This is a genomic window from Citrobacter sp. B72, assembly GCF_016894305.1.
GTDB lineage: Bacteria > Pseudomonadota > Gammaproteobacteria > Enterobacterales > Enterobacteriaceae > Citrobacter > Citrobacter portucalensis.
Genome location: NZ_CP069801.1, coordinates 1,172,988 through 1,195,892, shown reverse-complemented (window position 1 = coordinate 1,195,892; position 22,905 = coordinate 1,172,988). Strand labels below are relative to the sequence as shown.

Genomic DNA, 22,905 nt, shown 5'->3' with positions numbered 1-22,905 from the left:
TCTTAGCGAAGAGGCTCACGTAAAACCATACTGTGCAACCGAATGCGTTACAGGGCCGATTGATTTCGATGCTGCTCGAAATAGCGTCTGGCCTTGTCGTCAGCTTCTTTCAGGTCTGTCGGATTCAGGTTCTTCTGCGCGATATCCAGTCCATTTTGCGCATCAGAATTCCCATTAGCGAAGGCCACCGCACTCCAGATATACGCCTGAGCATAATCCTGAGTTACCCCTTTGCCTTCAAGGTACATGGTTCCCAGCATCCCCTGAGCTTCCGCATTTCCCTTTCTTGCGGCCTGTTCAAACCACTCAGCGGCTTTTTTATCATCCTGAGCGACGCCATTACCTTCTAAATACATCAAGCCAAGATCTTTCTGCGAGCCTGCATCTCCCTGGGCCGCGGCTTTCTCCAGCCACTCCACCGCTTTTTTACTGTCCTGGGCCGTTCCCTCTCCTTTTGCGTACATCATGCCAAGCATGCCCTCGGCCAGCATATCCCCTTGAAGAGCAGCCTGATTAAACAGCTCAAACGCTTTTTTGTGGTCCTGAGCCACACCAACCCCCTCGCCAAGGTAATACATCGCGCCGAGCATGCTCTGGCCCAGCGCGTCCCCTTTGCTGGCGGACTGTTTAAACAGCGCGAAAGCTTTGTCAGTATCCAGACCGACACCATCACCTTCAAAGTACTTTCTGCCCAGTAATCCCTGCGCTTTGGCATCCCCTCGTTCAGCCGCTTTACTCAATGACTTAACGGTGTTGTAGCCCTCTAATAGCGACGCCTTACTTTCAAGGAAACGCTTTGCGTCAGGATTGCCCTTCTCAACCGCACGATGGAGCCACTCAATGGCATGATAGTTTCCGCGCTCGGCAGCAATGCTTAACCACTCTACGGCCTGCTTATTGCCTTTTCCGACTTCGTTGTCAAACCACTCAATGACCTTACCGTCATACCAGCGCGCGCCCTCACCATCAAAGTAGACTAAGGCGAGCAAATAACGCGCATCGAGATTGCCCTGCTCAGCCGCACGGGTCAGCCATTCAACAGCGTTCTTGTCATTCTGCTGCACGCCCTTACCTTCGAAATACAGCACACCGATATAGTATTGGGCATCGACATTCCCCTGAGCCGCCGCTTTGCTAAACCATTCGGCCGCTTTCTTGTCATCTTTCAGGCCGCCTTTGCCCTCATAGTACATCAGTGCAAGCAGATGCTGAGCACTCGCATTACCCTGCTCAGCCGATTTGGTCAGCCACTCGCTGCCTTTACTGAAATTCTGCTCTACCTCTTTACCTTTTAAGTACACGGTTGCAAGCACAAACTGCGCCTGCGCATCTCCCGCCTCAGCACCCTGCTGTAAAACAGCCACAGGTTCTTTATTCCACTCTTTTGCTTGTCCCTGTGAAGATCCCGCACCCCACAATATTCCGATGAAAGTGAAGGCGAGGAGAGGCCGAATGTTCATAAAACGTAATCCTTGTTAAGAAAAGGCACATAATGGAGATGCTCCAACGGCAAGCCAACTTATTTAACTGCGATTGTGATCCGTGTCGGAACTATCAGATATTAACTGGGAAATTTGCAAAATATAATTCTTTGACTATGCAGGTGATCCTTAGTGAATAATGCACAACAAAAAGGCCATGTTAATAACATGGCCTTTCGTCTGGACATGGCGTTGAAACTTAATCAAACACACCATTAATAACAGCGGTGACAATCGCCGTGCTCAGTGCAATCAGCACCAGATTATCGCCAATAACCTGCCATTCATAGCCCGGGTAATACGGAAGTTGATTCAACATTGATGGCGGAACGCTCTTCCTGGCGATCCCCGGAGGAAGCGGTTTTCCTCGCGCCAGATTTTTGGCAATACCTGGAGGCAGTGACTTATAGCCCGTTAGACCGTATCTGACGGCATACTGCCTGGCCACGTTATAGCTGATGTCACTATCAACATGGTCCGGCTTACCATAATTTTTACGCTGTTCTGATTGTGCGTTATTTTTTTGGTCAGCGTGTCCTTTCTGGCTATGACCACTATTCCCCTTGTTCCCGCTATTACCATGATTGCCACTGTTACCATTTCCGTTGCCATTACCGGGGTTAGCCAACACAGGAGTGGCACACATCGTCATCGCAGCAACGGCAACTACCGCCGCGGCCAAAGTTCGAAGCCTGGACATGATGATTCCTTAAGCTGTGGATACAAATAAAAATGTACGGTATTCGCTGAATACTGGCTATCGCTTCAACTCCGATTTATGGGCAAATAAACGATGTTGCTTTGCCATGGGCTCCCCAGATTGAGCGTTTTTGAGATTACAGCTCGCCATTCCCGCTATCTCAGATCGGCAAGCGACAGGCACAGGATCTGAGTTTTTGGGAATAACTTCGCGAAAATGGAGAGAAAACGACGTTTTTTTTCGGTTAAGCTATGTTCATGCTTTGGCGTTACCCCATGGCCGGAATCACTATCCAGGAACCCAACCATAATGGCAAAAAGTACCCCGCAGCTGCCGCTCGACCCCCATATGTGTCGCAGCTATGAGAAAAAGTCGCGAAGTCCGCTGGCGCTCTATTCCGAGTATCAGCGTATGGATGTCGAACTGCGGGCGCCGCTGGCTATGACCTACAGCCACTGGCATGGCCAGGTTGAGGTGAACGTGCCATTTGATGGTGATGTGGAGTATCTCTTTAATGACGAAGTGGTGAAGAGCAAACAGGGTTTTATCACCTTGTTCTGGGCCTGTACTCCCCATCAACTCACGGATGCCGGACACTGTAAACAGATGGCCATCTTCAACTTACCGATGCATCTGTTTTTATCCTGGCCGCTGGACAGGGAGCTGATTAATCACGTGACCCACGGGATGGTGATTACTTCGTTGGCTTCACAGCAGCTGAGCGCGTTTGAAGTACAGCGTTGGCAGAATGAACTCAATAGCGATAACGAACAAATTCGCCAGTTAGCCATTGATGAAATCGCGCTAATGCTCAAGCGCTTTAGCCTCGCTGGCTGGCGGCCGGTACTGGGTAACAAAACGTCGCGCACCCAGAAAAACAGTATTTCACGGCATTCACAGTTTTACGTCAGCCAGATGCTGGAGTTTATTGCCGCCAACTGCGACAAACAGCTTACGGTTGATGCTATTGCCGAACACGTTAAGCTCAATCCCAATTATGCGATGGGTATTTTTCATCGGGTGATGCAACTGACGATGAAACAGTATATTACCGCGATGCGCATCAACCATGTGCGGGCTTTACTCAGTGATACGGATAAAACAATTCTGGATATCGCTACAATTGCAGGTTTTCGCTCCAGCAGTCGATTTTACAGCTCGTTCCATAAATACGTCGGCATGCCGCCACAGCAGTATCGAAAATTGAGTCAACAACGCCGACATCATTCACCTTATGCCGAGGGGTAATTTATTCAACAAACGTTCTCTTACCTTACTACTAAAATATAAGTACCAGAATAGCAGGTCAAAAAAGATAATCTGCAACAGTTAATAAAATAGGGTTCAGCCATGAACTCTGGCAACTATGTTACTCAGACATGAGTGACCTGTAGCAGGTATTTATTTGACGTGTTCAACCATTAATGATTGGGATGAAATTATGGAATTAAATAACTGTACCCCCAACAACAGAAAGCCATTGTCTTTCTTTTGGTCAGTTTTACCCATGGTAGTTATGCTGGGCGGGATTAGCATCGGATATTTTATCTTCAATATTCGTGCTGAACCCATGATCCTGATGGGAACGGCAGCCGCCTCGTTTATCGCCATCGCTCACGGCTACACGTGGGATGACATTCTACAATCTATTTGCAATAAAATATCTGAAGCGCTGCCGGTCATATTAATCGTCGCCAGTATCGGTTTCTTAATTGGCGCATGGATGGTGTCAGGTACTATTCCAATGATGATTTATTATGGTCTGAAGTGGATTAACCCTCAATATTTCTATATTTCGGCATTTATGCTGGGAGCACTGATCTCAGTATGCACCGGTACCTCCTGGGGTTCTATCGGGACCGTTGGTATTGCCATGATTGGCGTAGCGATTGGTCTGAATGTCTCGCTGCCCATTGCCGCTGGTGCTATTGTTTCAGGCTGCTGGTTTGGTGATAAGCTCTCACCGGTTTCTGATTCAACCAACATGGCTGCACTGGCTGCCGGGGTAAACCTGTACTCGCATATCGGCCACCTGCTGTGGACTACCGGCCCGGGTTTTATTATTTGCTGCGTCGTTTACAGCTATATGGGCATGGGCATTGATGCCTCGTCCAGCGCGCCAGAAAACATTACCAACTTGATGAATTCTATTGGTCAGATTTATCACTTTAATATTCTGCTGCTACTCCCGCCGATCATCGTTTTATATGGCTCACTGTCAAAAAGACCGCCCATTCCGATGCTCTTTTTATCTACGATAGTCTCAATGATTTTGGCATTAGTCTTTCAGCAATTCACGGCATCCTCTGTCGGCGAATCCGTGGTCAGTGGCTTTAAGCTCGCAATGCTTACCGGAGATAATCTGCCGACACTGTCTTCCGATGTTTCCCGCTTACTGGAGCGAGGCGGCGCTATTTCAATGTTTAGCAGCTTCGTTACCGTTTTCAGCGCCTTCAGCTTTGCCGGGGCAATGAGTGCGACAGGCTCTCTGCACACCGTGATAAACGCGCTGACAAAAAGCGTTAAATCCACATTCCGCCTGGTGGCTACCACGATTGTGACGACATTTACCATCTGTGCCTGCACGGCAAATGGAACCTTACCGTTGCTGCTGTGCGGTGATGCCTTTAAAGAGGAGTACAAAAAACGAGGTCTTGCGGCAAAAAACCTCTCGCGAACCACTGAAGATGCCGGAACCGTTGTCGAACCGATTATCCCCTGGTCTGCCTCAGGCGTTTATTGCGCCACAATGCTGGGCGTTGCCACGCTTGATTACTTGCCCTGGGCAATCCTTTGTTACAGCGGTGTCATCTTTGCCCTACTGTGGGCGGCAACCGGTATTGGCATTGCTAAATATGAGCCCAATGAAGCCACTGAGAATATGGTTGAGCAAAAATCATAAACGACTAAATAGCTAAATATTCGCTATCACCAGGGTAAATTAAACATATCCATTAGATATACATAACATTCTTCGCTTTTGCGTTGCTTACACTATTTTCAGAGACTTTCCAGGAGTCAACAATGTCTTTGTTTGATGATATTGTCACAAGGGATGTTAATTGTCGCAAATACGGGCAATTACAACAGATGTACGGTACCACCGATGTATTACCGCTGTGGATTGCAGATATGGATTTTGCGACACCAGAGCCAATCATGAGCACGCTGCGTTCGGTGGTGTCGCAGCCTGTGCAAGGCTATAACCTGGATTATCCACAATGGAAAGAATCTGTTATTCATTGGTATGCACAACAGTATGATGCCGATATCAAGGCACACTGGTTACATTTTATTCCCGGTGTTGTAAAAACTATCGTACTCTCTTTAATGGCGCTTACCCGTCCAGGCGATAATATTTTAACCTGTACGCCAATCTATGATCCCTATCCTAATCTGGTAAACACCAGCGGTAGGAATTTGATTCAGACGCGCCTCATTGAGAAAAATGGGCACTATGAATTTGACTGGCATGATTTCAGCGAGAAACTCAAGCAGTGCAAAATGTTTTTGTTCCCTTCACCGCATAATCCAGGTGGAATGGTGTGGTCGCGGGAAACGTTGGAAAAAATAAGCCACTATTGCCAGCAGGCTGGCGTCATCATTCTGTCTGATGAAGTGCATAGTGATTTAACCCTGCCAGGAAAGCGCCATTTGCCGTTTTTTACTGTTGATGAAGCGCCAGATAGTCGGTCAATCGTGCTTACTTCCATCAGCAAGACCTTCAATACGGCGGCGATCCAGGGCGGAATCGCTATTATTAAGAATGATGAATTACGCCATCAGTTCTACCACTTTCTGGATAACTGCTACCTTGCCGAGACGCATTCATTGCAGCAGGCGGCCATTTATAGCGCTTTTACCCATTGTGCCGACTGGCACCAGAAATTATTGGCCTATCTGGCCGACAATGTAGCGTTTGTGAAAAGTGAAATTGAAAAGCACTGTCCTTTGATCTCAATAGTGTATGGCGGCGCGTCGTATCTTCTGTTTCTGAATGCGGAAAAAATGGATCTCAGCGATGAGCAGCTAAGCGCTTTTTTTGTGCATGACGCCAGGCTTGGCCTGTCACCTGGGGCGCAATACGGTCCCGGTGGAGAGGGGCATATGAGACTCAACGTTGGCTGCCCGCGCCCGGTACTGGTAGACGCGATGAACAGGCTAAAAGCGGCATACCAGAAATGGCAGAACGCATAGCGTACATCACACGATTTGCCCTGCCACGGTGGGGCAAAATTATCCAAAGATGTTGCTGAACTGCTATAAAGTCTTTCCCTTCTGTCGGCTGGTGTTAAACTGGAAAGTGTGATCTTCATCATAACCTGCTTAAACAGAGACAAGAGACACTGCTATGCAACATATCATCGAGGGCTTCCTCAACTTCCAAAAAGAGATTTTCCCTCAACGCAAGGAACTCTTCCGCAGCCTGGCATCCAGCCAGAATCCTAAGGCACTTTTCATCTCCTGTTCCGATAGCCGCCTGGTACCAGAACTCGTTACTCAGCAAGATCCAGGACAGCTTTTCGTTATCCGCAACGCCGGTAATATCGTACCGTCATTTGGTCCGGAACCGGGTGGTGTATCCGCAACCATCGAATACGCGGTTGTCGCACTTGGCGTAACGGATATCGTCATCTGCGGTCACTCTAATTGTGGCGCGATGAAAGCCATTGCCGATAGCCAGCCCCTGGATCCGATGCCCGCTGTCGCTCACTGGCTGCACTATGCCGATGCCGCGAAAGCCGTGGTCGATAAAAAAACCTGGGATAACCCAATCGATAAAGTTAACGCCATGGTGGAAGAGAACGTTATCGCACAGCTTAACAACATTAAAACGCATCCTTGTGTCGCGGTTGGGCTGCGCAATAATGCGCTTCGTCTGCACGGTTGGGTGTATGACATCGAAAGCGGTGAAATCCGTACCTTGGATAAAAACAGCAAAACCTACGTTTCCCTTGCAGATAACCCGCAGGTGCATTTCGAGTAATTCCCCCACTGGAGCAAGGATGCTCTGGATAGCTTTTACCTACTTTTGTGCTATAGACAAAGCACAGACTTGCGACTAGCTTTAAAATAGCTACTGGTGTTCCTACATCGGATTTCGCACATTTATAAAATATTGCGACAGGTCTCATGCACAGAGTACAGACAGCCGTTCATACATGGTGCAGGCGATAAAAAGGAGCCGGTACGAATGCAAGCAAAAATAAAAAAAATAATAAATATGATATTTTATCATGAGTCGTGGGATATCATGCTTATTAAGGATAATGGTACACACTTATTCCCTGACAACACTCTGGAGATATTAAGCAAATCCACTGCGCAGCAGTTAAAAAAGAAATATACATTTCAGGCCGATCCTTTTCTGATTGAAAAAGACGATAAACTGTATGTTTTCTATGAAGCTTTTAGCTTCCGTAACTCAAAAGGCACGCTACGATGTCGCGTTCTTGACCGTGATCTGGTTGAACTTGAAGATATTAGCCTTGAAGGCTTTGACGACTTAAAGTGTCATTTGTCATTCCCTTATCTGATACATATCAACGATCAACTCTTCATGATCCCCGAGTCTTCAGAAAGAAAAGAGGTAATACTGTTTCAGTCAATTGAGTTCCCTGCACGCTGGAAGCAAGTTAAAGTTTTAATCTCTGATACCGAATTAACTGACAACATATTTATCTCAGTTAATGAAACCTGTTATCTGTTGTCCACCACGATGGATAATGAAATAATTATTCATTCGGCAGATCATCTTTACGGACAGTGGCAGCGAATTAATCCGGCGTTGAAGGTGAGCAATCCTCATCATCGAGGCGCAGGAGCCTCCTATCAGGTCGAAAATAAAATGTACTTCCTTACTCAGGAGTGCACGCCGGAAACTTATGGAAAATCAATCTATATCAAAGAATTAGTGACACTGAACGACGCTAATTTTGCTGAGAGTCTGATCGAACAAATCAATTCGTCGATCAACCACAGTGACGGCGTCCACACGCTGAACTTCTCAAATAATTATATTGTTTATGATACAAAAGTTAATAAGTTCAGTCTGTTGGCAATCTTTAAAAAAATAGCATATAAATGTATGATAAAATACAGAAACACTTACCTTACCCGGCAAAATAACTGATTCACTGGATTCTCGGGTGGCATTGGTAGAAAATCGCTCGGGTTTATAGCATTTTTCTGGAGTCTGTATGGCAATTCTTGTCACTGGTGGTGCAGGTTATATTGGTTCACATACTGTGTTAACGCTACTGGAAAGAGGCGATGATGTCGTAGTCATCGATAATCTGGCGAACGCCAGCAGAATTTCGCTGGACAGGGTCGCGGAACTCACCGGAAGAGAGCCCATTGTCTATATCGCCGATGTTCTCGACAGGCAGGCATTAAAAAACATTTTCGCCGACCATAACATCACCGATGTCATTCATTTTGCGGGACTCAAATCGGTTTCAGAGTCGATAAAAGAGCCCCTCGCCTACTATGAAAACAACGTCACCGGTACGCTGGTTTTACTGGATGAGATGCTGGCCGCTGGCGTTAATCGTTTCATTTTTAGCTCATCTGCGACGGTATATGGTAATCCAGAAAGCGTACCGCTGAGCGAGCAATCACCTACGGGCGGCACCACCAATCCGTACGGTACGTCTAAGTTGATGGTCGAACAAATTCTGGCCGATTTCTCACGTGCACAACCCGATTTTCGCATTACCTGCCTGCGCTATTTCAACCCGGTTGGCGCCCATCCATCAGGTCGGATTGGTGAAGATCCTAACGGTATCCCTAATAACCTGGTTCCGTATATCTCCCAGGTCGCGATTGGTAAGCTGGAAACCGTGTCGGTGTACGGTAATGATTATCCAACCCCTGATGGTACCGGTGTGCGTGATTATATTCACGTCATGGATCTGGCGACCGGTCATTTAGCCGCACTGGATTGCCAGAACAAAGGCGCGGCTTACAAAGTGATTAACCTCGGTACTGGAGTCGGGTATTCCGTACTTGACCTCATTGAGGCATTTGAAAAAGCGGCACAGACAAAAATTAATTATCAGTTTGTCGCCAGAAGACCCGGAGATATTGCCGAATGTTGGTCTGACCCGTCGCTGGCATACAAAGAGCTAGGTTGGAAGGCCATCTATAACCTTGATGAAATGATGCGTGACACCTGGAACTGGCAAAAAAATAACCCGAATGGGTATCAAATTTAATGTTCTCAGCAGCGAGCCTGACCGTCAGGCTCGCTGCTGTGTCTGACTAGCGTACCGTTATTGTTGATACCTGGTACCAGCCGTTGCTCTGCTTCCCTTCATTGGCAAAGTTGATTCTCGCGAAACCGGATTTATCCAGCATCGCAACCTCAATCGCATATTGCCCTTTCGCCAGTCGCCCTGGCATAGATAACGCATAACTGACTTGATACTTACCGGGGAGCCAGCGGCGAATATCCTCCGCGGAATTCCCCTGTGCCACCACCTTATTGGCGCTGTCTACGACCCGGAATGCCAGCATGTAAGGCAGATAAATCGGTGCGACACCCTCATTGTACCAGGTACTGTTTAATGTCAGCGTTTGTCCGCTGTCCCACACGGACTCATGGCTCAGGGACGCAAGGCGAAATCGATAGCCCAATTTGGTCAGCGCATCGTCGACAATCGGTCGATAGTCGCTGGGTATCGTTCTCGATTTCAGGTTAATGGTACTGGCGTGCTGCTTGACCGCCCAGTCAAAAATCCCCTGCACTTCAGCACGTGTATAGTGAAAGGTGTTCTTCCAGTCCTGCATATACGAGCAGATCTCCAGACTCACCGGCGCACGTTTCCAGACGTCGTTGAACCCTGAATAACTCTGCTGCGCAGCCAGCAATCGCTGCGGGTAATCATCAGCCATATGGTTCCAGGTGTCCGAAAATACGCGCAGGTCCCCCCAACAGTCCGCACGCCACCCAGCCCCACGCGCCACCGCATTCGCCAGACTTTGACCGCCGCTTATCAACATTATTTTGGGTGTCACCGGGAAAGCAGAAAAGTGCATCGCGACGTAGCGATCCAGTTGCGCCGTGGTGTATCGCTCCAGTAATGGCTTCAGGTTCGGGAAGTTGCTGTTATGCCATTCTCCCCACGACCCCACCATGCCAATATCAACAAACGCAAGATTCTCATTACCATCGTAGCGCTTACCAAATGCGTTCAACAGACGCTGGCTGTATTGAATAAACAGAGGATCGTCTAAATCCGGTATAAACGTCTTATTATCAGACGTCCAGGTTCCTTTTACGCCTTTTTTAATCAGCCAGTCGGGAATTTTAGTGCCATCCGCCGGGTCGGCAAGCGCCATAAATCGTAGCCCGACATTCATCGCAGGACGATGTGCCGCCGCGTATTTGAAGGCATCATCCACCAATGCAAAATTGTACTGGCCTTCGACTGGCTCCAGGTCCCGCCAGTAAAAACGCTCGTATTCAAATCCGGTATTGGGATAGTCCGCCAGCCCCAGCGTTTCACCGTATCCCTGATGAAAACTTGCCACGCCAATCCCCGGATTGGTTAACGGGCCCGTCAATGCTTTGGGGGTGACGGTCGTCAATGCGGCCATAACCGTCAGCGGGAAAAACATGCTCAACAACGCACAAACCCATTTACGCTTCATCGCAATGACGTCCTCCACCAATTTGTTAACGCTAGCGGTCTTTCAGGCTTAACCACCAGTCCCAGATACCTACGTGAAAATTTTGGAACACATCAATACCTAACGCGGATTTGATCATATACAGCGTCAGCAATATGCAGCAGGTGACGAATAGCACGACAATCAGCAGCAAAAAAGTGAGTAACATTCTCGACAGGGTTGATTCCTGGCGATGCTGGCGGCGTAAATCTCTGCCAAACAAAAAAACCAGATAATAACGCTTACTGAAAAAAGGAAAGCTTCTGCGAATATCGATCTGATGCCGCGAAGTCAGGGTTGTAGCAAGGAGCGCTTTTTCCACCCCTTCTTTTTGTTCAGGGGTCAATTCCTCCGCTATCCGCTCATCAAGGTGAGCGTAAAACCGTTCGATGGCAGGAGGACGATTTTGAGGACTGGTCAAAATTAACCTATATCTTTATCAATGGAGTGGTAGACGTTAACCGTCTTTTTGGCGATTTCATGCCAATTGTAGTTTTGCAAATATACACCATAGTCCACGCTATTTGCTGTTGCCCCTTGGCCTAATTTTTCAGCCAGACCGGTTACATCTCCCACCTTAAAATAGGCCTCGGCGGGCAGTTGAACTTCAAGGTTAGCCGGAATATCACTGACGACGGCCGGAAGAGAAAATGACATTGCCTCCAGCAGCGCAATGGGCAATCCTTCATGGTATGAGGGCATCACAAACAATTTAGCCTGCGAAAACACCGCCTGAAGTTCGTCACCACGTAAAAAACCAGTCATCACAACACCTGGCGTGTCGGCGGCAAGCTTTTTGAGGCGCACGCTGTATTCGGTCGGATGATCCGCATCGCCAATTAACACTAACGGTATGGTCAAACCACTGTGTTGATAAGCGGCGATGGCATCATGCATCCCTTTTTCTTCCACAAACCGCCCAACCACCACGAGGTAGTTTTTCGGCTGCAGCCCAAAGCGGGAGAGCGTATTGTCGATGGTGAGCTGTGATAATAACCTCGGCTCGTTCACGCCGTTGTGAATTAAATGCGCATCATAGCGACCGTGTTTTTTCTGGATCAGTTGATTAATAACGTCAGAAATCACAATCACCTCGTTGGCATATCTCACCGCCCAACGCTCACCCAGCAACAATATTTTTTTGGCTACAAATCCCCATTTCTGGCGATCGTAATCGGGCCCGTGGTGGGTAAAAACCACCTTCTTACCCATCACGCGTAAGAGTGGGATCACAAGGCCAGGGCCGATAGCATGGACATGCACAATATCTGAATGGTCGATACGTGTCCTGAACGCCGCTATAACGGAATGGACAATAGCTTCCAGCGAGCGCTTTTTGGGTGCCCACAGCGCGTAGGTTTCGACTTTTTTATATACCGATCGTTTGTAATTTACATATGGCGAGCGAGCGATTACGCAAATATCCACGTCGAACTGCTGTTTAATGGCAGGATAAAGATTCTGACAGTGTGTCTCCACACCGCCCAATACATCGGGAATACCACGCGTTCCAAAAACCGTTATTTTTTTACTCATACTATGGCCTGCTCAGCAGTTCTTTATACAGCGCCTGTAGGGTATCCATATGTTTACTCAGCGCATATTTTTCACTCAATCGCGCACGACCATGTAAGCCCATATTCCTCGCCTTCTCAGGCGAGTCGGCCAGAGCGTCCATCGCATTGGCTAACTCATGCACATTACCCGGTTCGAATAAAATCCCTTCGACACCGTCACGAATTTGTTCCGGTATACCGCCGATGCGCGACCCGATAACCGGTTTGCCTAAGGACATCGCTTCTAATATCGCCATAGAACAGTTTTCATAGCATTCTGAAGGCAGGATCACCGCTCGCGCATGCTTAATAAGCTTATCGAGCGCCTCCCCTTGTTGCACATAACCTAAAAACTCAACATCCGGATATTTGGCGGCTAATTCATCATGCAACGGACCGTGCCCCACAACTTTCAGCGGCGCGCTGTTCCGCATTTTTTTATGCGCTGCCAACAACGTTGCCACGCCCTTTTCACGGCTCAGACGGCCGAAGTACAGCATATAGCCTTCATCGCTTACTTCGGCCAGGGGACGGCTGTCATCAACGCCATTGACGATGACATCAATGCGCGAATTTGGCAGCGTGCGCAGCAAAACACCGCGTAAAAAAACGCTTGGTGAAACAATCACATCCAGTGCCTGATAATTTTGTGCAATGTACTGCCAGGTTGCCTCCAGGGAGAGCAGTAAACTTTTTGAGGCTGAACCTTCCTGGCAACGATACCTGAAGGCATTGAAAACCGTTCCGGTGATACAGGAATCACACACCTTGCCGTCGCGCAGCATGGAATACGCAGGGCACACAATCTTATAGTCATGCGCAGTCAGCACCGTTTTGCAGCCAAAATTGCGCGCAACTTTAATCAACGCCGGTGTTAACTGATGGTAGATGTTGTGAAAGTGGACGATATCCGGGCGCTCTTTTTCTAATAGCGCCAGCATTTTTTTGCAGGCCTGCGAATTATGAATAAAGTTAACCGCCGTTTTGAGCCCACCCAGCAGATTGCTCGCTTTGTGGTAGTCCACATTGCTGACGAAATAATCCGCATAGTCTGAAGGAAAATTTTTCTCATGCTGCATCGAGAAATCAATAACCTGCACACCAGCCTGTTTCAGCATATCGCGCTCTTGAAAATAAACCGTTTCCGCGCCGCCTTTAATAAAAAAAAACTTATTCACTAATAAAACTTTCATTGCGCCAGCCTTAGTTATTCATGAATGATTTTACTGTCAGGCGGAGTCAACGGATCGCGTACTGGTTTAGTCAAGCCTTTAACCAGCCCGGCTGAAAGCACGGCCAGGTTCATTACGCTCTGCAATCCGTTCAATAACGATCGATTCTGCACGGTTTTCAGGACAATAAACGCAAGCAACGGCAAAAAGGCAATGTCGAAAAGTTCGAGATTGAAGGTCACCGCCGCAATGAACAAAGCAATCAGATAAACAGAAAAAATCGCTTCGTTCCTGACCATTTTTAACGCTTTGCCGAAATAAGGTTTTCCCCAGGCACAACGTAAAAGCTCGCCCGGAGCCTGATAGTATCCGCTTTTCCAGCGGTGCTTGAGCATCTGAAAGGTCGGCATAGTATGGGAAGTATGAATAAAATACGGAATATTCAGACGACGCAGTTTATAACCCGCATCGCGCAAACGCAGGCCCAGTTCGGCTTCTTCATAAGCATGCAAATTACGGTTGGTAAGATAACCAATTTTTTCAATTGCAGATCGGCGATATAACCCGCCACCGCCTAAATGGTCACTATCCCCGAGCGGATAAATTTTATTAATACGCTGCTTACGCGATTTAAATTCATAGTTAACAGCATCGTCCATTTCAACGGTTCCCGCGACGCCTGCATATTCCGGTTCGGCCTGCAAAAACGCGACGGCCTGATCCACAAAGCCCTCTTCCAGCTCCATGTCGCCGTCCATCAGTAGCAGATATTCCCCTTCACTATACAGATAACCTAACTGATGCCCGACGCCGCAGCAGCGATCGTCTGGGTTAGTTAAGGACACCACGGTCGCCCCTTTATCGATAGCAAGCTGTTGGGTGTTATCCGTTGACAGACTATCTGCCACTATAATTTTATGCGGATAATCAACAAGCTGCCGGCGAATACTGTCGATCGTTTTCTCAATACATTCAGATTCATTGAGTGTTTTAATACTCACTGAAATAAACGGTTTTTGGTCCATACAATTACCCTACACAGCGAAGGACGGTTCGACGAATCACTAAACTTGATCCTAGTGATAAATAGAACAGGAATTGTAACATCGGTGTAATCATCAGTATCTGGCTGTAAGGTAAGCTAATTAAGCAACTGATAGCAAAAGCGTTAAACGCCGGTGCAAAGCTCAATAACTGGAGATCCTGCTGGTCCAGTTGTTCAAGCGTCAGTAATGGCTTTGGCTGACAAACTTTCAGGATATAAATGAATAAGCTAATAAAGAGTAACGTGCCGATCACCCCAACTTCCCACAGCAGCATACTCAGGGAAGTCGAGTCGAGAATTAAGTTGTAGATAATATTCAAAAAGCCCGGCGACACCGTACTACCACTGTTAGTTGCATTGAGTCCGTAGCCAAATAACGTTCCTGAAAGCCCCCACAGATCGTTATTTTTCAACCAGAACAGGAACGTCGTAAAGCGCCCTAACTCACCGGTAGACATAATGTAGTTCGGATCAAAGATATAGCTTAAGGAGTCGATAAAAATACTTAACGAGCTTTTCGACGGATCGCCGCCGAACGCCGTAGAATAATAGTACGCGAGGATCACAATCGACAGGCTAATAAGCAACAGCATTCCCGCCACAATAACCAACAACGTCTTCAGATTGACCTTACTAACGTCTTTGACGTAGCTCGGTGAAAGCCACACCCACGCCAGGAATATAGGCGATAGCAGGATGACAAACTTCACTTCACCAATGATGCATAACCCGATACCGAGAACAATATGCAGCGCCATGGACTTGAACGTGGTGAGCCCATGCTTATATTCGGAGACTTTTAACAACATAATTAACAGGCAAAACAAACCCATTGCGGCAGTATTCCCGCCTCCCATAGGGTCACCGCCAAACGTGCCAACCACGGAGTCCCATTTCTCATCTTCGCCGCGCACCGCAACGCGCTGGGGAACAACCAGTAAAACCTGATATATCATTACCGGAATCTGTGCGTAAAACACCCAATACAGATAGCGCGTTGCGCGGTAAATCTGTGATTCCCGGCAAAAGCCCAGCAGCAAACAGATCATCACCAGCGACAGCGCAATTTCGTTTTTAAATGCCACAATCGCTACGGTGATCCCGCCCTGAATCAGCGTCGATGCTCCAGCCAGCACCAGAAACGAAAAGTACAACGCCAGGACAATCGTCTCCTGGGCATCCAAATGTAAGGAGCCATCACGCGTCTGCATCACCAATAATCCCACCATCAATAAGGTGAGGAAAAAAGGTATCCACAGCACTGACTGCATGCCGGTAAAGTATTGCACCAGGCCACACAGGATCAGCGTGACAAAGGTATAAACCTGTAAATAGTATCCGGTATTCAGCGTCATAGTATCACCGGCTTGTCTTTCAGGAGATTGGCTCGCTTATTCATTTTCAGATAAATGAAGGCGTAGCGAATAAATGTCAGTGAAGAAAACAAGATGACCGACGTTGCATAATCTTTATAAAAATAGGGCGTCACAACAAAAGCGAAGAGTACAATCGCCAGCTGTTCCAGTTGGATACGCAGAAAATAGCGATGGGAACCAAAAATAAGCTCTATCACCGTCAGAGGGCTTATCGCCAGCGCCGGGAATAAATAGGGCAACATGTAGCGTGACGTCTCAATGGAGTTTATCCAGTCTTCGCTAAAGCCGAGGCGCATCACAATCGGATAGAAAATAAAAACCCCAAGGGTACAGATAACCCCTAGTACCAGCAATAGCATACGTACCCTGGTATACTCCTGATAGTTGAAGGTATTATTTCTGAAGTCGATAGACCATTTGGAAAAAATAGTATTGCGCACCGCATTCCCGATGATCACCACCGGCGCCAGGCAAAAGCGGCTAACCACGGAAAAATAACCCGCCGTCAGCGCCGAGAACCAAAAATTAATCAGCATAATAGGCAAATTGCTGCTGGCCATCGCCAGCACTTCCGCGCTGCCCACTTTGGTAATGTGATGAATATTCTGTTTGAAAAAATGCCAATTACTGGCGGGTCGCAGATGTCTGGCCGCCACCGAACGAATATCAAACGAATGCAAAATACAGCTTATGGTCAGCACCATCGTCGCGCAGGCCCACGACCAATAAAACAGCTGTACATGGTGCGTAAGAAGGACGGAAAGTACAACGACCACAGAAACAGAAATGCGCTGGAAGATCAGAAAACGAAAGTTAGCCGTGCGTAGCGACAGGTTTTCCGAGATTAAAACCCACGCCGTTGCCAGCGTCAGTAAATAGAGGAACAGGATGTTCTGGTGAAACAGCCACGCGGTGAGTACGGCGTAAGGTAAGGCAATGATCGTGCTTTGTATTAAGCAAAACACGACATTCTGCACCAGTTCATCATCCTGCTGTTTAGGAATTAACAGCTGTGATGCAAAGGTACACACCTGAGCGCCCACCACGGCGATGCTGTAGTTGAGCGCATAAAGCCCCACTTCAGCCATATCGTACTTGTGTGAAATCAACCAAATAGACAGTGCACCAATCAACTGCGAGATGACTGATGAACCGGCTATCGTGGAAGCGCTCTTCAGTAGACTCATACGCGGCCTGGCGTTGCCATCAGTTGATCGGTACTGAAGTTCAGTGAACGCAGACCCTCTTGCGTCTCAAGATCCTTTTCTTCAACTGCATTGAGCACCGCACCAATCACCACGCCGTTATTTTCCTCGATCTTATCCAGCGCGTTGGCGATTTGTCCCGCCGACCCCGCCCCGGCTTTCACAATGAAAACAATGCCATCGACGGCACGTTTGATCAGTTGAACATCCTGGCTCTGATTCACAGCAGCAACATCAATAATGATGCGCTGATAATGCGATTTCAACTCGCGCATTAAGAGTTCAACATGCTCCGACGACAGCATAAGTAAAGATGAGATGGTGTTCTTGCCGTGTGGAATAAAGTCGACATTATCACTGAGTTTAATCCTCGCCTGTTCAAGCTCTGTCTCCCCGCGCAGCAGTTCCGCTAAGCCTGCGGATGTAGCTGACGCCAGCTCGGATGTGAGCCCACCAGTGTTAAAGAAATCTGCATCAATAAGCAGTGTTTTCTGGTCGAAACTAAAAGAGTTCGCTAACAGATTCGCCAACAAAGAACGCCCATCGCCGTGCTCCGTCGACGCCACGGCGAGCGTCTGTAAAGGTCGACTATCCAGCATAATCCGGGTACGGATACCGTGCACAATATCGGCATTAAGCGGGTTCTTCATGATCATGTCCCGCACCTGTGCGCGCCCTGAGGTTCCGCTAAAACGACGAATTTCACCCAGCGGAGCAACATTAAGCCGTTTTTTCATGCGACTGAGGGTGCCGATTGAGTTATCCATTGCCGCTTTGACAATGAAATACATGATGCTGAACACCACCACCAGCATGACCACCATCAGCAACAATAGAGATTTATTCGGTTTCGCCGGTTTTAACGCGGGTACCGCAGGGTCGTATAACACCGCATCGGCATTCACGCCGGACAGCGACAGCTCCTGAGTACGTTGATAAAGCGATTTATACAGGTCTTCCATTTTATCTAACGACAGCTTTTGACTGTTCCAGGCATCCCGTTTTGACGCCATTTTCTGGAAGATCTCTTTCTGCTCAATCACTTGCTGTTGATAGTTTTTTTCGTCCGCCAGCGCCGCCAGATATTGCTGACGTAAACCGACTTTCAGCTCGCCCAACACTCGTCCGGTCTGGCTTTGGATCGACTGAACATCGGCCTCGGCTTTTAAAATAGCGGGATTTTTTGGCCCATAGACTTTACGTAGTTCAGACAAGGTACGCTGCGCCTGAATCAACGCAATGCGCAAATCCTGGATCTGAGCGTGGTTAGAGACCGAAGGCAGCGAGATAACGCTCTCAAGGGACTTACCGCCCCCGTTCACCTCGTTATAGACGGATTCAGCGGCAACCCGACGCTGGGTCGCATCGGCCAGGCGATTAGTTACGATACTTAACTGCTCGGTTTCAAAACCATCGATACCGCGGAAGGTCAGCAGCCCGGCATTTTTCAGATAGCTGTCCATCTCGTCTTTTTGCTTAGCTATCGACTTCTGAATCTCTTCCATTTTTTCAAAATTCAGTTCGCGAGCTTTCTCCACCTTCAGACGTTTCTGCTCCACCGTGTAGTTGATGAAAGCCTGCGCGACGCCATTCGCAATGTCAGCCGCTACCTGTGGGGACGTTGATTCATAGGTAATAGACGCCAGGTTCGTCGTACGAATACCAATGACATTCAGATTTTTCGCCAGCGTTTTCAGCGCTTGCTCCATTCTCAGTTGCCGACTTTCATTGCTATCAACTCCCTGAGCACCGGCTTTTTCCCCGGTAAACTCCGGGTTTTCATCCAACTTCATATCACGTACGGCTTGCTCCAGCACAATACGTGAATGCATCAACGCATATTGTGTTTCGTAGTAACCACTGCGTGTTGAATCGAAACCATCAACCTGTGGAAACGGAGAAACGTTATCAGCCTGCGCCTTAATCAGCACCGTCGCCGTTGAAACATACTTTGAGGACATCATGCTGATTAACGGATACGCGACGACCCCGGCAACGATACCGGCCAGCGCGATTTTCCAGGCATTCTTTTTCAGCTCTTTGGCAAAACGGGAGAATTCGACACTGCTTTCTCGTTTTTTGCCGTTTTCCACTATTGATAGTTTCATCGTCAGAAGAACCCCATGCCAATAATCACGACATCCCCAGGATGAACAGAGTGCGTTAAATCGACATTCTCAAGCAGCTGATTGCTCCCTGACAGGCGAATGTTGATATCTTTTCGGTCAGCACGATCTGTAAATCCACCCGCCTGCGCAATAGATTTCTCGACGGTAAGCCCTGGCTCATAAGCGAAGCCATTTGGACTTTTTACCTCACCTGAAACATAGTATTTGCGGAACTCAGCAATACTCACCGTCACCATTGGAGATGTAAAATAATCTCCGGTCAGGCGTTGAGTTAATTCTTTAGTCACTTGATCAACGGTTTTATCTTGTAATTTAAGAGCACCAACAAACGGGAAATTAATTTCCCCGCTCTTATCCAAAATAAACCGCATCGTCATATCGGGTTGACCATGAACAGCGATATTGACCGTATCCCCCGCCCCAAGCCGGTAATCCTGCTGAACAGTAGCAGGATCGTCCATTAATCGCGGGCTGGACGCTGTGCATCCGACCAACAGGATACTGAATAGCAAAACCGCGCACAGTTCTATTATTTTCATTTTAGATCTGAACCTTAGCTTTAAGCATAATCATAGAATTATCATAACCCAACGTTCTAATGACTTCCTGATTGTCGTTGGGACCGATATAAAACGAGTCAGTATCCTTATTCGAATTTAATGTATCTATCTGATATTTAATCTCAAAATTAACCGACGGCGTGTAGTCATAGCTCATGGTGACGCTAAACACGCCATCTTTATCATGCCGATCCTTGTTCTGTTTTTTATAGTCTTCCGAAGTGAATGAGTAGTCCAATAAAGTAGAAAAACGAGTGCCTAACCAGAAATGCTGGTAAGAAAGGCCATACTGGGTCACTAAAATATATCCCCCAACTTCCGATGGGTCTTTAATGCTTTGCGCAGAGTGGGCCGTGAAAACAGACTGTTGTAACGGCTTCCACTCCGCTTTTATGTCCCAGTTTAGACCATTAAAATCATGCGAGTTTGCGTTGTTTTCAAATGTTTTATACAACCATGAAATATTCATGTCGACATTGGTTTTCCCCGTCAACTGCGACTTCAGGCCATACAGTAAATAATACTCATTAGTGTCTTTTTCTGAGTTGTTATCATAGCGACGCTGGTTAGTAATAAAGCTATAGCGAAAGCGCGTTCTGGATGAGTATTGGTCAAAAACTTCCGCTATCAGGCTATTTTCATGCCATTCCTGTTCCTGAATATAATTGTAGAAGTCCTCACTGCTGTCCCGAACATCAGAGGTGTTACCGAAAGTCAGTTTTTTGTATAACAACGCCAGTTCCGCTTTGCCGCGACCATCAGGCGCACCGTAGCTGTAGCGTAATTCACTATTGATAAAATTCGTCGTCAGCGGAGATTTAATCCCATACTGCTCGAACTGACTCGGTAAAAAACCCTCGGTGATGTCACGACCGCGGGATTCATGCCCAAGCGAATCCTCCAGATTGAGGGTTAAGCCATGCTTGAGTCCATACCGCCAGGCACCGTTAAAACGGAAAAAATGATCGTTGTAGTTATCAGCAGAATCGCTTGAGTAGTTACGATAATCCCCAGAGTACATCAGCAAATACTTATCCTGACCACGCTCTCCAATCATACTCAGAACGGGCGCCGCACTCTGAAACGAGGAACCGATAGCATCGCTGCTATGTGGCTGATAAGACACGTTATCATTATAACCATAGTCCACAGCGACCTTGCCCTGGAAGTCTATCCCCGCAAAGCCAATGTGTGATTTCGGTGTTAAATCAGCCCATGCGGACTGCGATATCACGATTCCGGTAATAACGAGTAATTTAGTATGCATTCTTACCGACAAATCCTTTGAAAATAGTTTTAATAATAATTTTTATATCCAGCCATAACGACCAGTTTTGAATGTACTCAATATCGTACTGAACCCTTTTTTCCATCTTATAAAGCGCATCGATCTCCCCGCGGAACCCGTTGATCTGCGCAAGCCCAGTGATCCCTGGCTTAACTTTATGGCGAATCATGTAATTTTCGACCTGTTTTCGGTACTGCTCATTATGCGTAACCGCATGAGGCCTGGGACCGACAATCGACATACTTCCCTGCAAAACATTAATAAATTGCGGAAGTTCATCCAGCGAAGTGCGGCGCAAAAAGCTCCCGAATTTGGTTACCCGCGGATCGTTTTTAGTGGCCTGAATAACCGTATCGGAATTCTCCATGACGCGCATAGAACGAAATTTCCAGACCTTAATTTTTTGCCCACTCAAGCCATAGCGTTCCTGTTTGAAAAAAACCGGCCCACGGGACGTGAGTTTGATACCAATGGCAATCGCCAGCATCAGGGAGGAAATCATCACCATAATGATGCTGCCAAGAACCAAATCTTCCGCCCGCTTAATAAACGAGCCCGCCCCTTCGAACGGTGAACTAAAGATACCGATAGTTTGCAGATTGTGGATGGAGCGTAACTTGGACATGTTGTTACTGTAGGTATAAAAGTCAGGGACAATATAGGTATCTACGGTGGTGTCTGACATCATGGCCAAAAAGTGACGAATGCGATGTAAAGCAACCATCGGTAAAGCAATATAGATTTCGTCTATGTTTCCCTTCTTGGCTTCCTCGACCAGATTGATCACCGGACCACGAAAGGGGCTTTTAACCTTATCAACGACATCGCCACAGCGAGATAAGGCGCGCTCATCATAAAAGGCCAGATCTAATGTGATATTGGCGTATTCATTCATTAGCGCGGTTTCTGCGGCCAGACCATTGTCGGTCAGACCAATAATCGCCACACGGATACTCTTTTTCGTTGAATACTTAAAAATAAAAAAACGAATGTAGTAAAGAAAAGGTAATGGAATGAAGTACCAGTAAATAATGGCTGAATAAAAAGGGGAAGGCATTCTGTCTAAGTAGCCCAGTGACTCAGGTTCAGCCACCGTCATACTGACCAGTTCGTTAAAAAAAATCGCCAGCAGCGTACAAAAAACCAAGCGCTTTTGATTACGTAAACCGATCGTCTTAATCTTTTGCTGGTACATTTTAATGTATTCAGCAAACAGCAAGAAAAAGATTGAGAAGAGAAGACTCAAAATGGCAATGGTGTTAAAGGGCACCAAACCCAGCAGATGGGCGCTAAAAATTAACGTCACATTGATAACAATGAAATCGACCAGTTTTAAAAAGACTGGATATCCTTGGCTGCTAATCTTTAGCGATTTTTTAAGCATATCTCAGCCCATTATTTATTGATCTTTAATTGTTTTTTTCTCATTTCATGTTGCTAATTATATCACAAGTCTAAAAAACGCAATGGTACATTGTCAGTAAATGTAAAAAATAATACTCATTACTGTGACAATACTCCCCAGTGAAATCGTATCTATATGATTTTAATGCATATGATATCAATAGAAGTTTTATCTACCTCAGCAAAAAAGATAACCTTTAACAACATTTTCGCTATTGACAGATAACATCCCATGGTCTATGAAAAAGTGTTTTATGTATGATAAATTGCACAAAAGTATTGTTTCAGTGACGTTGAATCACCTTAGAGGTGCTGT

19 protein-coding genes are annotated in these 22,905 nt (G+C 47.0%); 6 read left to right on the top strand and 13 right to left on the bottom strand.

The window, feature by feature from the left end:
- Window positions 1–47 precede the first annotated feature (47 nt).
- Together JQN59_RS05695 and JQN59_RS05690 are read right to left on the bottom strand one after the other, a co-directional pair.
- Window positions 48–1,460, bottom strand: coding sequence for a tetratricopeptide repeat protein (locus JQN59_RS05695; protein WP_149608157.1), 1,413 nt, complete (start codon window positions 1,458–1,460; stop codon window positions 48–50).
- A 220-nt stretch (window positions 1,461–1,680) separates the two neighbouring features.
- Window positions 1,681–2,181, bottom strand: coding sequence for an anti-virulence regulator CigR family protein (locus JQN59_RS05690; RefSeq protein WP_048215725.1), 501 nt, complete (start codon window positions 2,179–2,181; stop codon window positions 1,681–1,683).
- Window positions 2,182–2,490: 309 nt separating this feature from the next.
- Here JQN59_RS05690 and melR point away from each other — a divergent pair, with 309 nt between their 5' ends.
- The 6 genes from melR (at window position 2,491) to galE (ending at window position 9,398) form a co-directional block, all read left to right on the top strand.
- Window positions 2,491–3,429, top strand: a complete 939-nt coding sequence (gene melR / locus JQN59_RS05685; protein WP_003826064.1) for a transcriptional regulator MelR — start codon at window positions 2,491–2,493, stop codon at window positions 3,427–3,429.
- A gap of 193 nt (window positions 3,430–3,622) precedes the next feature.
- Window positions 3,623–5,083 carry a Na+/H+ antiporter NhaC gene (nhaC, locus tag JQN59_RS05680; protein ID WP_149608158.1) on the top strand — a complete coding sequence of 487 codons (1,461 nt, stop codon included), beginning with the start codon at window positions 3,623–3,625 and terminating at the stop codon, window positions 5,081–5,083.
- Between the two features lie 122 nt (window positions 5,084–5,205).
- Window positions 5,206–6,378, top strand: coding sequence for a MalY/PatB family protein (locus JQN59_RS05675; protein WP_149608159.1), 1,173 nt, complete (start codon window positions 5,206–5,208; stop codon window positions 6,376–6,378).
- A gap of 154 nt (window positions 6,379–6,532) precedes the next feature.
- The gene (locus JQN59_RS05670; protein ID WP_003826059.1) at window positions 6,533–7,168 is read left to right on the top strand and encodes a carbonic anhydrase; all 636 of its coding nucleotides are present in this window, start codon (window positions 6,533–6,535) and stop codon (window positions 7,166–7,168) included.
- A gap of 207 nt (window positions 7,169–7,375) precedes the next feature.
- Window positions 7,376–8,314, top strand: a complete 939-nt coding sequence (locus tag JQN59_RS05665; RefSeq protein ID WP_149608160.1) for a glucosamine inositolphosphorylceramide transferase family protein — start codon at window positions 7,376–7,378, stop codon at window positions 8,312–8,314.
- Window positions 8,315–8,381: 67 nt separating this feature from the next.
- Window positions 8,382–9,398, top strand: a complete 1,017-nt coding sequence (gene galE / locus JQN59_RS05660; protein ID WP_048215721.1) for a UDP-glucose 4-epimerase GalE — start codon at window positions 8,382–8,384, stop codon at window positions 9,396–9,398.
- 46 nt (window positions 9,399–9,444) lie between these two features.
- On the opposite strand, the gene JQN59_RS05655 is transcribed toward galE, so the two are convergent.
- Genes JQN59_RS05655 through JQN59_RS05605 form a run of 11 tightly spaced genes read right to left on the bottom strand, consistent with a single transcriptional unit; the run spans window position 9,445 to window position 22,569 of the window.
- Window positions 9,445–10,836, bottom strand: a complete 1,392-nt coding sequence (locus JQN59_RS05655) for a DUF4832 domain-containing protein (protein WP_149608161.1) — start codon at window positions 10,834–10,836, stop codon at window positions 9,445–9,447.
- A 31-nt stretch (window positions 10,837–10,867) separates the two neighbouring features.
- Window positions 10,868–11,275 (bottom strand): hypothetical protein, encoded by a 408-nt coding sequence (locus tag JQN59_RS05650; RefSeq protein ID WP_149608162.1) that lies wholly within the window; start codon window positions 11,273–11,275, stop codon window positions 10,868–10,870.
- A gap of 2 nt (window positions 11,276–11,277) precedes the next feature.
- Entirely contained in the window at window positions 11,278–12,390 is a 1,113-nt protein-coding gene (locus tag JQN59_RS05645) for a glycosyltransferase family 4 protein (protein WP_048215718.1), read from the bottom strand.
- Window position 12,391: 1 nt separating this feature from the next.
- Window positions 12,392–13,603, bottom strand: coding sequence for a glycosyltransferase family 4 protein (locus tag JQN59_RS05640; RefSeq protein ID WP_149608163.1), 1,212 nt, complete (start codon window positions 13,601–13,603; stop codon window positions 12,392–12,394).
- A gap of 14 nt (window positions 13,604–13,617) precedes the next feature.
- Window positions 13,618–14,607, bottom strand: coding sequence for a glycosyltransferase (locus tag JQN59_RS05635; protein ID WP_079934238.1), 990 nt, complete (start codon window positions 14,605–14,607; stop codon window positions 13,618–13,620).
- Between the two features lie 4 nt (window positions 14,608–14,611).
- Window positions 14,612–15,982 (bottom strand): hypothetical protein, encoded by a 1,371-nt coding sequence (locus JQN59_RS05630; RefSeq protein ID WP_008785587.1) that lies wholly within the window; start codon window positions 15,980–15,982, stop codon window positions 14,612–14,614.
- Window positions 15,979–17,190 (bottom strand): lipopolysaccharide biosynthesis protein, encoded by a 1,212-nt coding sequence (locus JQN59_RS05625; protein ID WP_149608164.1) that lies wholly within the window; start codon window positions 17,188–17,190, stop codon window positions 15,979–15,981. Before JQN59_RS05625 ends, JQN59_RS05630 begins: the two co-directional genes overlap by 4 nt.
- Window positions 17,187–19,316 carry a GumC family protein gene (locus JQN59_RS05620; RefSeq protein ID WP_149608165.1) on the bottom strand — a complete coding sequence of 710 codons (2,130 nt, stop codon included), beginning with the start codon at window positions 19,314–19,316 and terminating at the stop codon, window positions 17,187–17,189. The genes JQN59_RS05625 and JQN59_RS05620 overlap by 4 nt, the downstream gene beginning before the upstream one ends.
- A 2-nt stretch (window positions 19,317–19,318) precedes the next feature.
- A complete protein-coding gene (locus JQN59_RS05615; protein ID WP_003826038.1) occupies window positions 19,319–19,876 on the bottom strand; it encodes a polysaccharide biosynthesis/export family protein in 558 nt (185 codons plus the stop codon).
- A 1-nt stretch (window position 19,877) separates the two neighbouring features.
- Window positions 19,878–21,164 (bottom strand): outer membrane beta-barrel protein, encoded by a 1,287-nt coding sequence (locus tag JQN59_RS05610; protein ID WP_008785589.1) that lies wholly within the window; start codon window positions 21,162–21,164, stop codon window positions 19,878–19,880.
- A complete protein-coding gene (locus tag JQN59_RS05605) occupies window positions 21,154–22,569 on the bottom strand; it encodes an undecaprenyl-phosphate glucose phosphotransferase (RefSeq protein WP_149608166.1) in 1,416 nt (471 codons plus the stop codon). The genes JQN59_RS05610 and JQN59_RS05605 overlap by 11 nt, the downstream gene beginning before the upstream one ends.
- Window positions 22,570–22,905 lie beyond the last annotated feature (336 nt).

What these genes read in the sequence shown, in the direction of transcription:
- JQN59_RS05695 (WP_149608157.1), bottom strand. Translation starts at nt 1,460, where the DNA reads ATGAACATTCGGCCTCTCCTCGCCTTCACTTTCATCGGAATATTGTGG.
- JQN59_RS05690 (WP_048215725.1), bottom strand. Translation starts at nt 2,181, where the DNA reads ATGTCCAGGCTTCGAACTTTGGCCGCGGCGGTAGTTGCCGTTGCTGCG.
- melR (WP_003826064.1), top strand. Translation starts at nt 2,491, where the DNA reads ATGGCAAAAAGTACCCCGCAGCTGCCGCTCGACCCCCATATGTGTCGC.
- nhaC (WP_149608158.1), top strand. Translation starts at nt 3,623, where the DNA reads ATGGAATTAAATAACTGTACCCCCAACAACAGAAAGCCATTGTCTTTC.
- JQN59_RS05675 (WP_149608159.1), top strand. Translation starts at nt 5,206, where the DNA reads ATGTCTTTGTTTGATGATATTGTCACAAGGGATGTTAATTGTCGCAAA.
- JQN59_RS05670 (WP_003826059.1), top strand. Translation starts at nt 6,533, where the DNA reads ATGCAACATATCATCGAGGGCTTCCTCAACTTCCAAAAAGAGATTTTC.
- JQN59_RS05665 (WP_149608160.1), top strand. Translation starts at nt 7,376, where the DNA reads ATGCAAGCAAAAATAAAAAAAATAATAAATATGATATTTTATCATGAG.
- galE (WP_048215721.1), top strand. Translation starts at nt 8,382, where the DNA reads ATGGCAATTCTTGTCACTGGTGGTGCAGGTTATATTGGTTCACATACT.
- JQN59_RS05655 (WP_149608161.1), bottom strand. Translation starts at nt 10,836, where the DNA reads ATGAAGCGTAAATGGGTTTGTGCGTTGTTGAGCATGTTTTTCCCGCTG.
- JQN59_RS05645 (WP_048215718.1), bottom strand. Translation starts at nt 12,390, where the DNA reads ATGAGTAAAAAAATAACGGTTTTTGGAACGCGTGGTATTCCCGATGTA.
- JQN59_RS05640 (WP_149608163.1), bottom strand. Translation starts at nt 13,603, where the DNA reads ATGAAAGTTTTATTAGTGAATAAGTTTTTTTTTATTAAAGGCGGCGCG.
- JQN59_RS05635 (WP_079934238.1), bottom strand. Translation starts at nt 14,607, where the DNA reads ATGGACCAAAAACCGTTTATTTCAGTGAGTATTAAAACACTCAATGAA.
- JQN59_RS05630 (WP_008785587.1), bottom strand. Translation starts at nt 15,982, where the DNA reads ATGACGCTGAATACCGGATACTATTTACAGGTTTATACCTTTGTCACG.
- JQN59_RS05625 (WP_149608164.1), bottom strand. Translation starts at nt 17,190, where the DNA reads ATGAGTCTACTGAAGAGCGCTTCCACGATAGCCGGTTCATCAGTCATC.
- JQN59_RS05620 (WP_149608165.1), bottom strand. Translation starts at nt 19,316, where the DNA reads ATGAAACTATCAATAGTGGAAAACGGCAAAAAACGAGAAAGCAGTGTC.
- JQN59_RS05615 (WP_003826038.1), bottom strand. Translation starts at nt 19,876, where the DNA reads ATGAAAATAATAGAACTGTGCGCGGTTTTGCTATTCAGTATCCTGTTG.
- JQN59_RS05610 (WP_008785589.1), bottom strand. Translation starts at nt 21,164, where the DNA reads ATGCATACTAAATTACTCGTTATTACCGGAATCGTGATATCGCAGTCC.
- JQN59_RS05605 (WP_149608166.1), bottom strand. Translation starts at nt 22,569, where the DNA reads ATGCTTAAAAAATCGCTAAAGATTAGCAGCCAAGGATATCCAGTCTTT.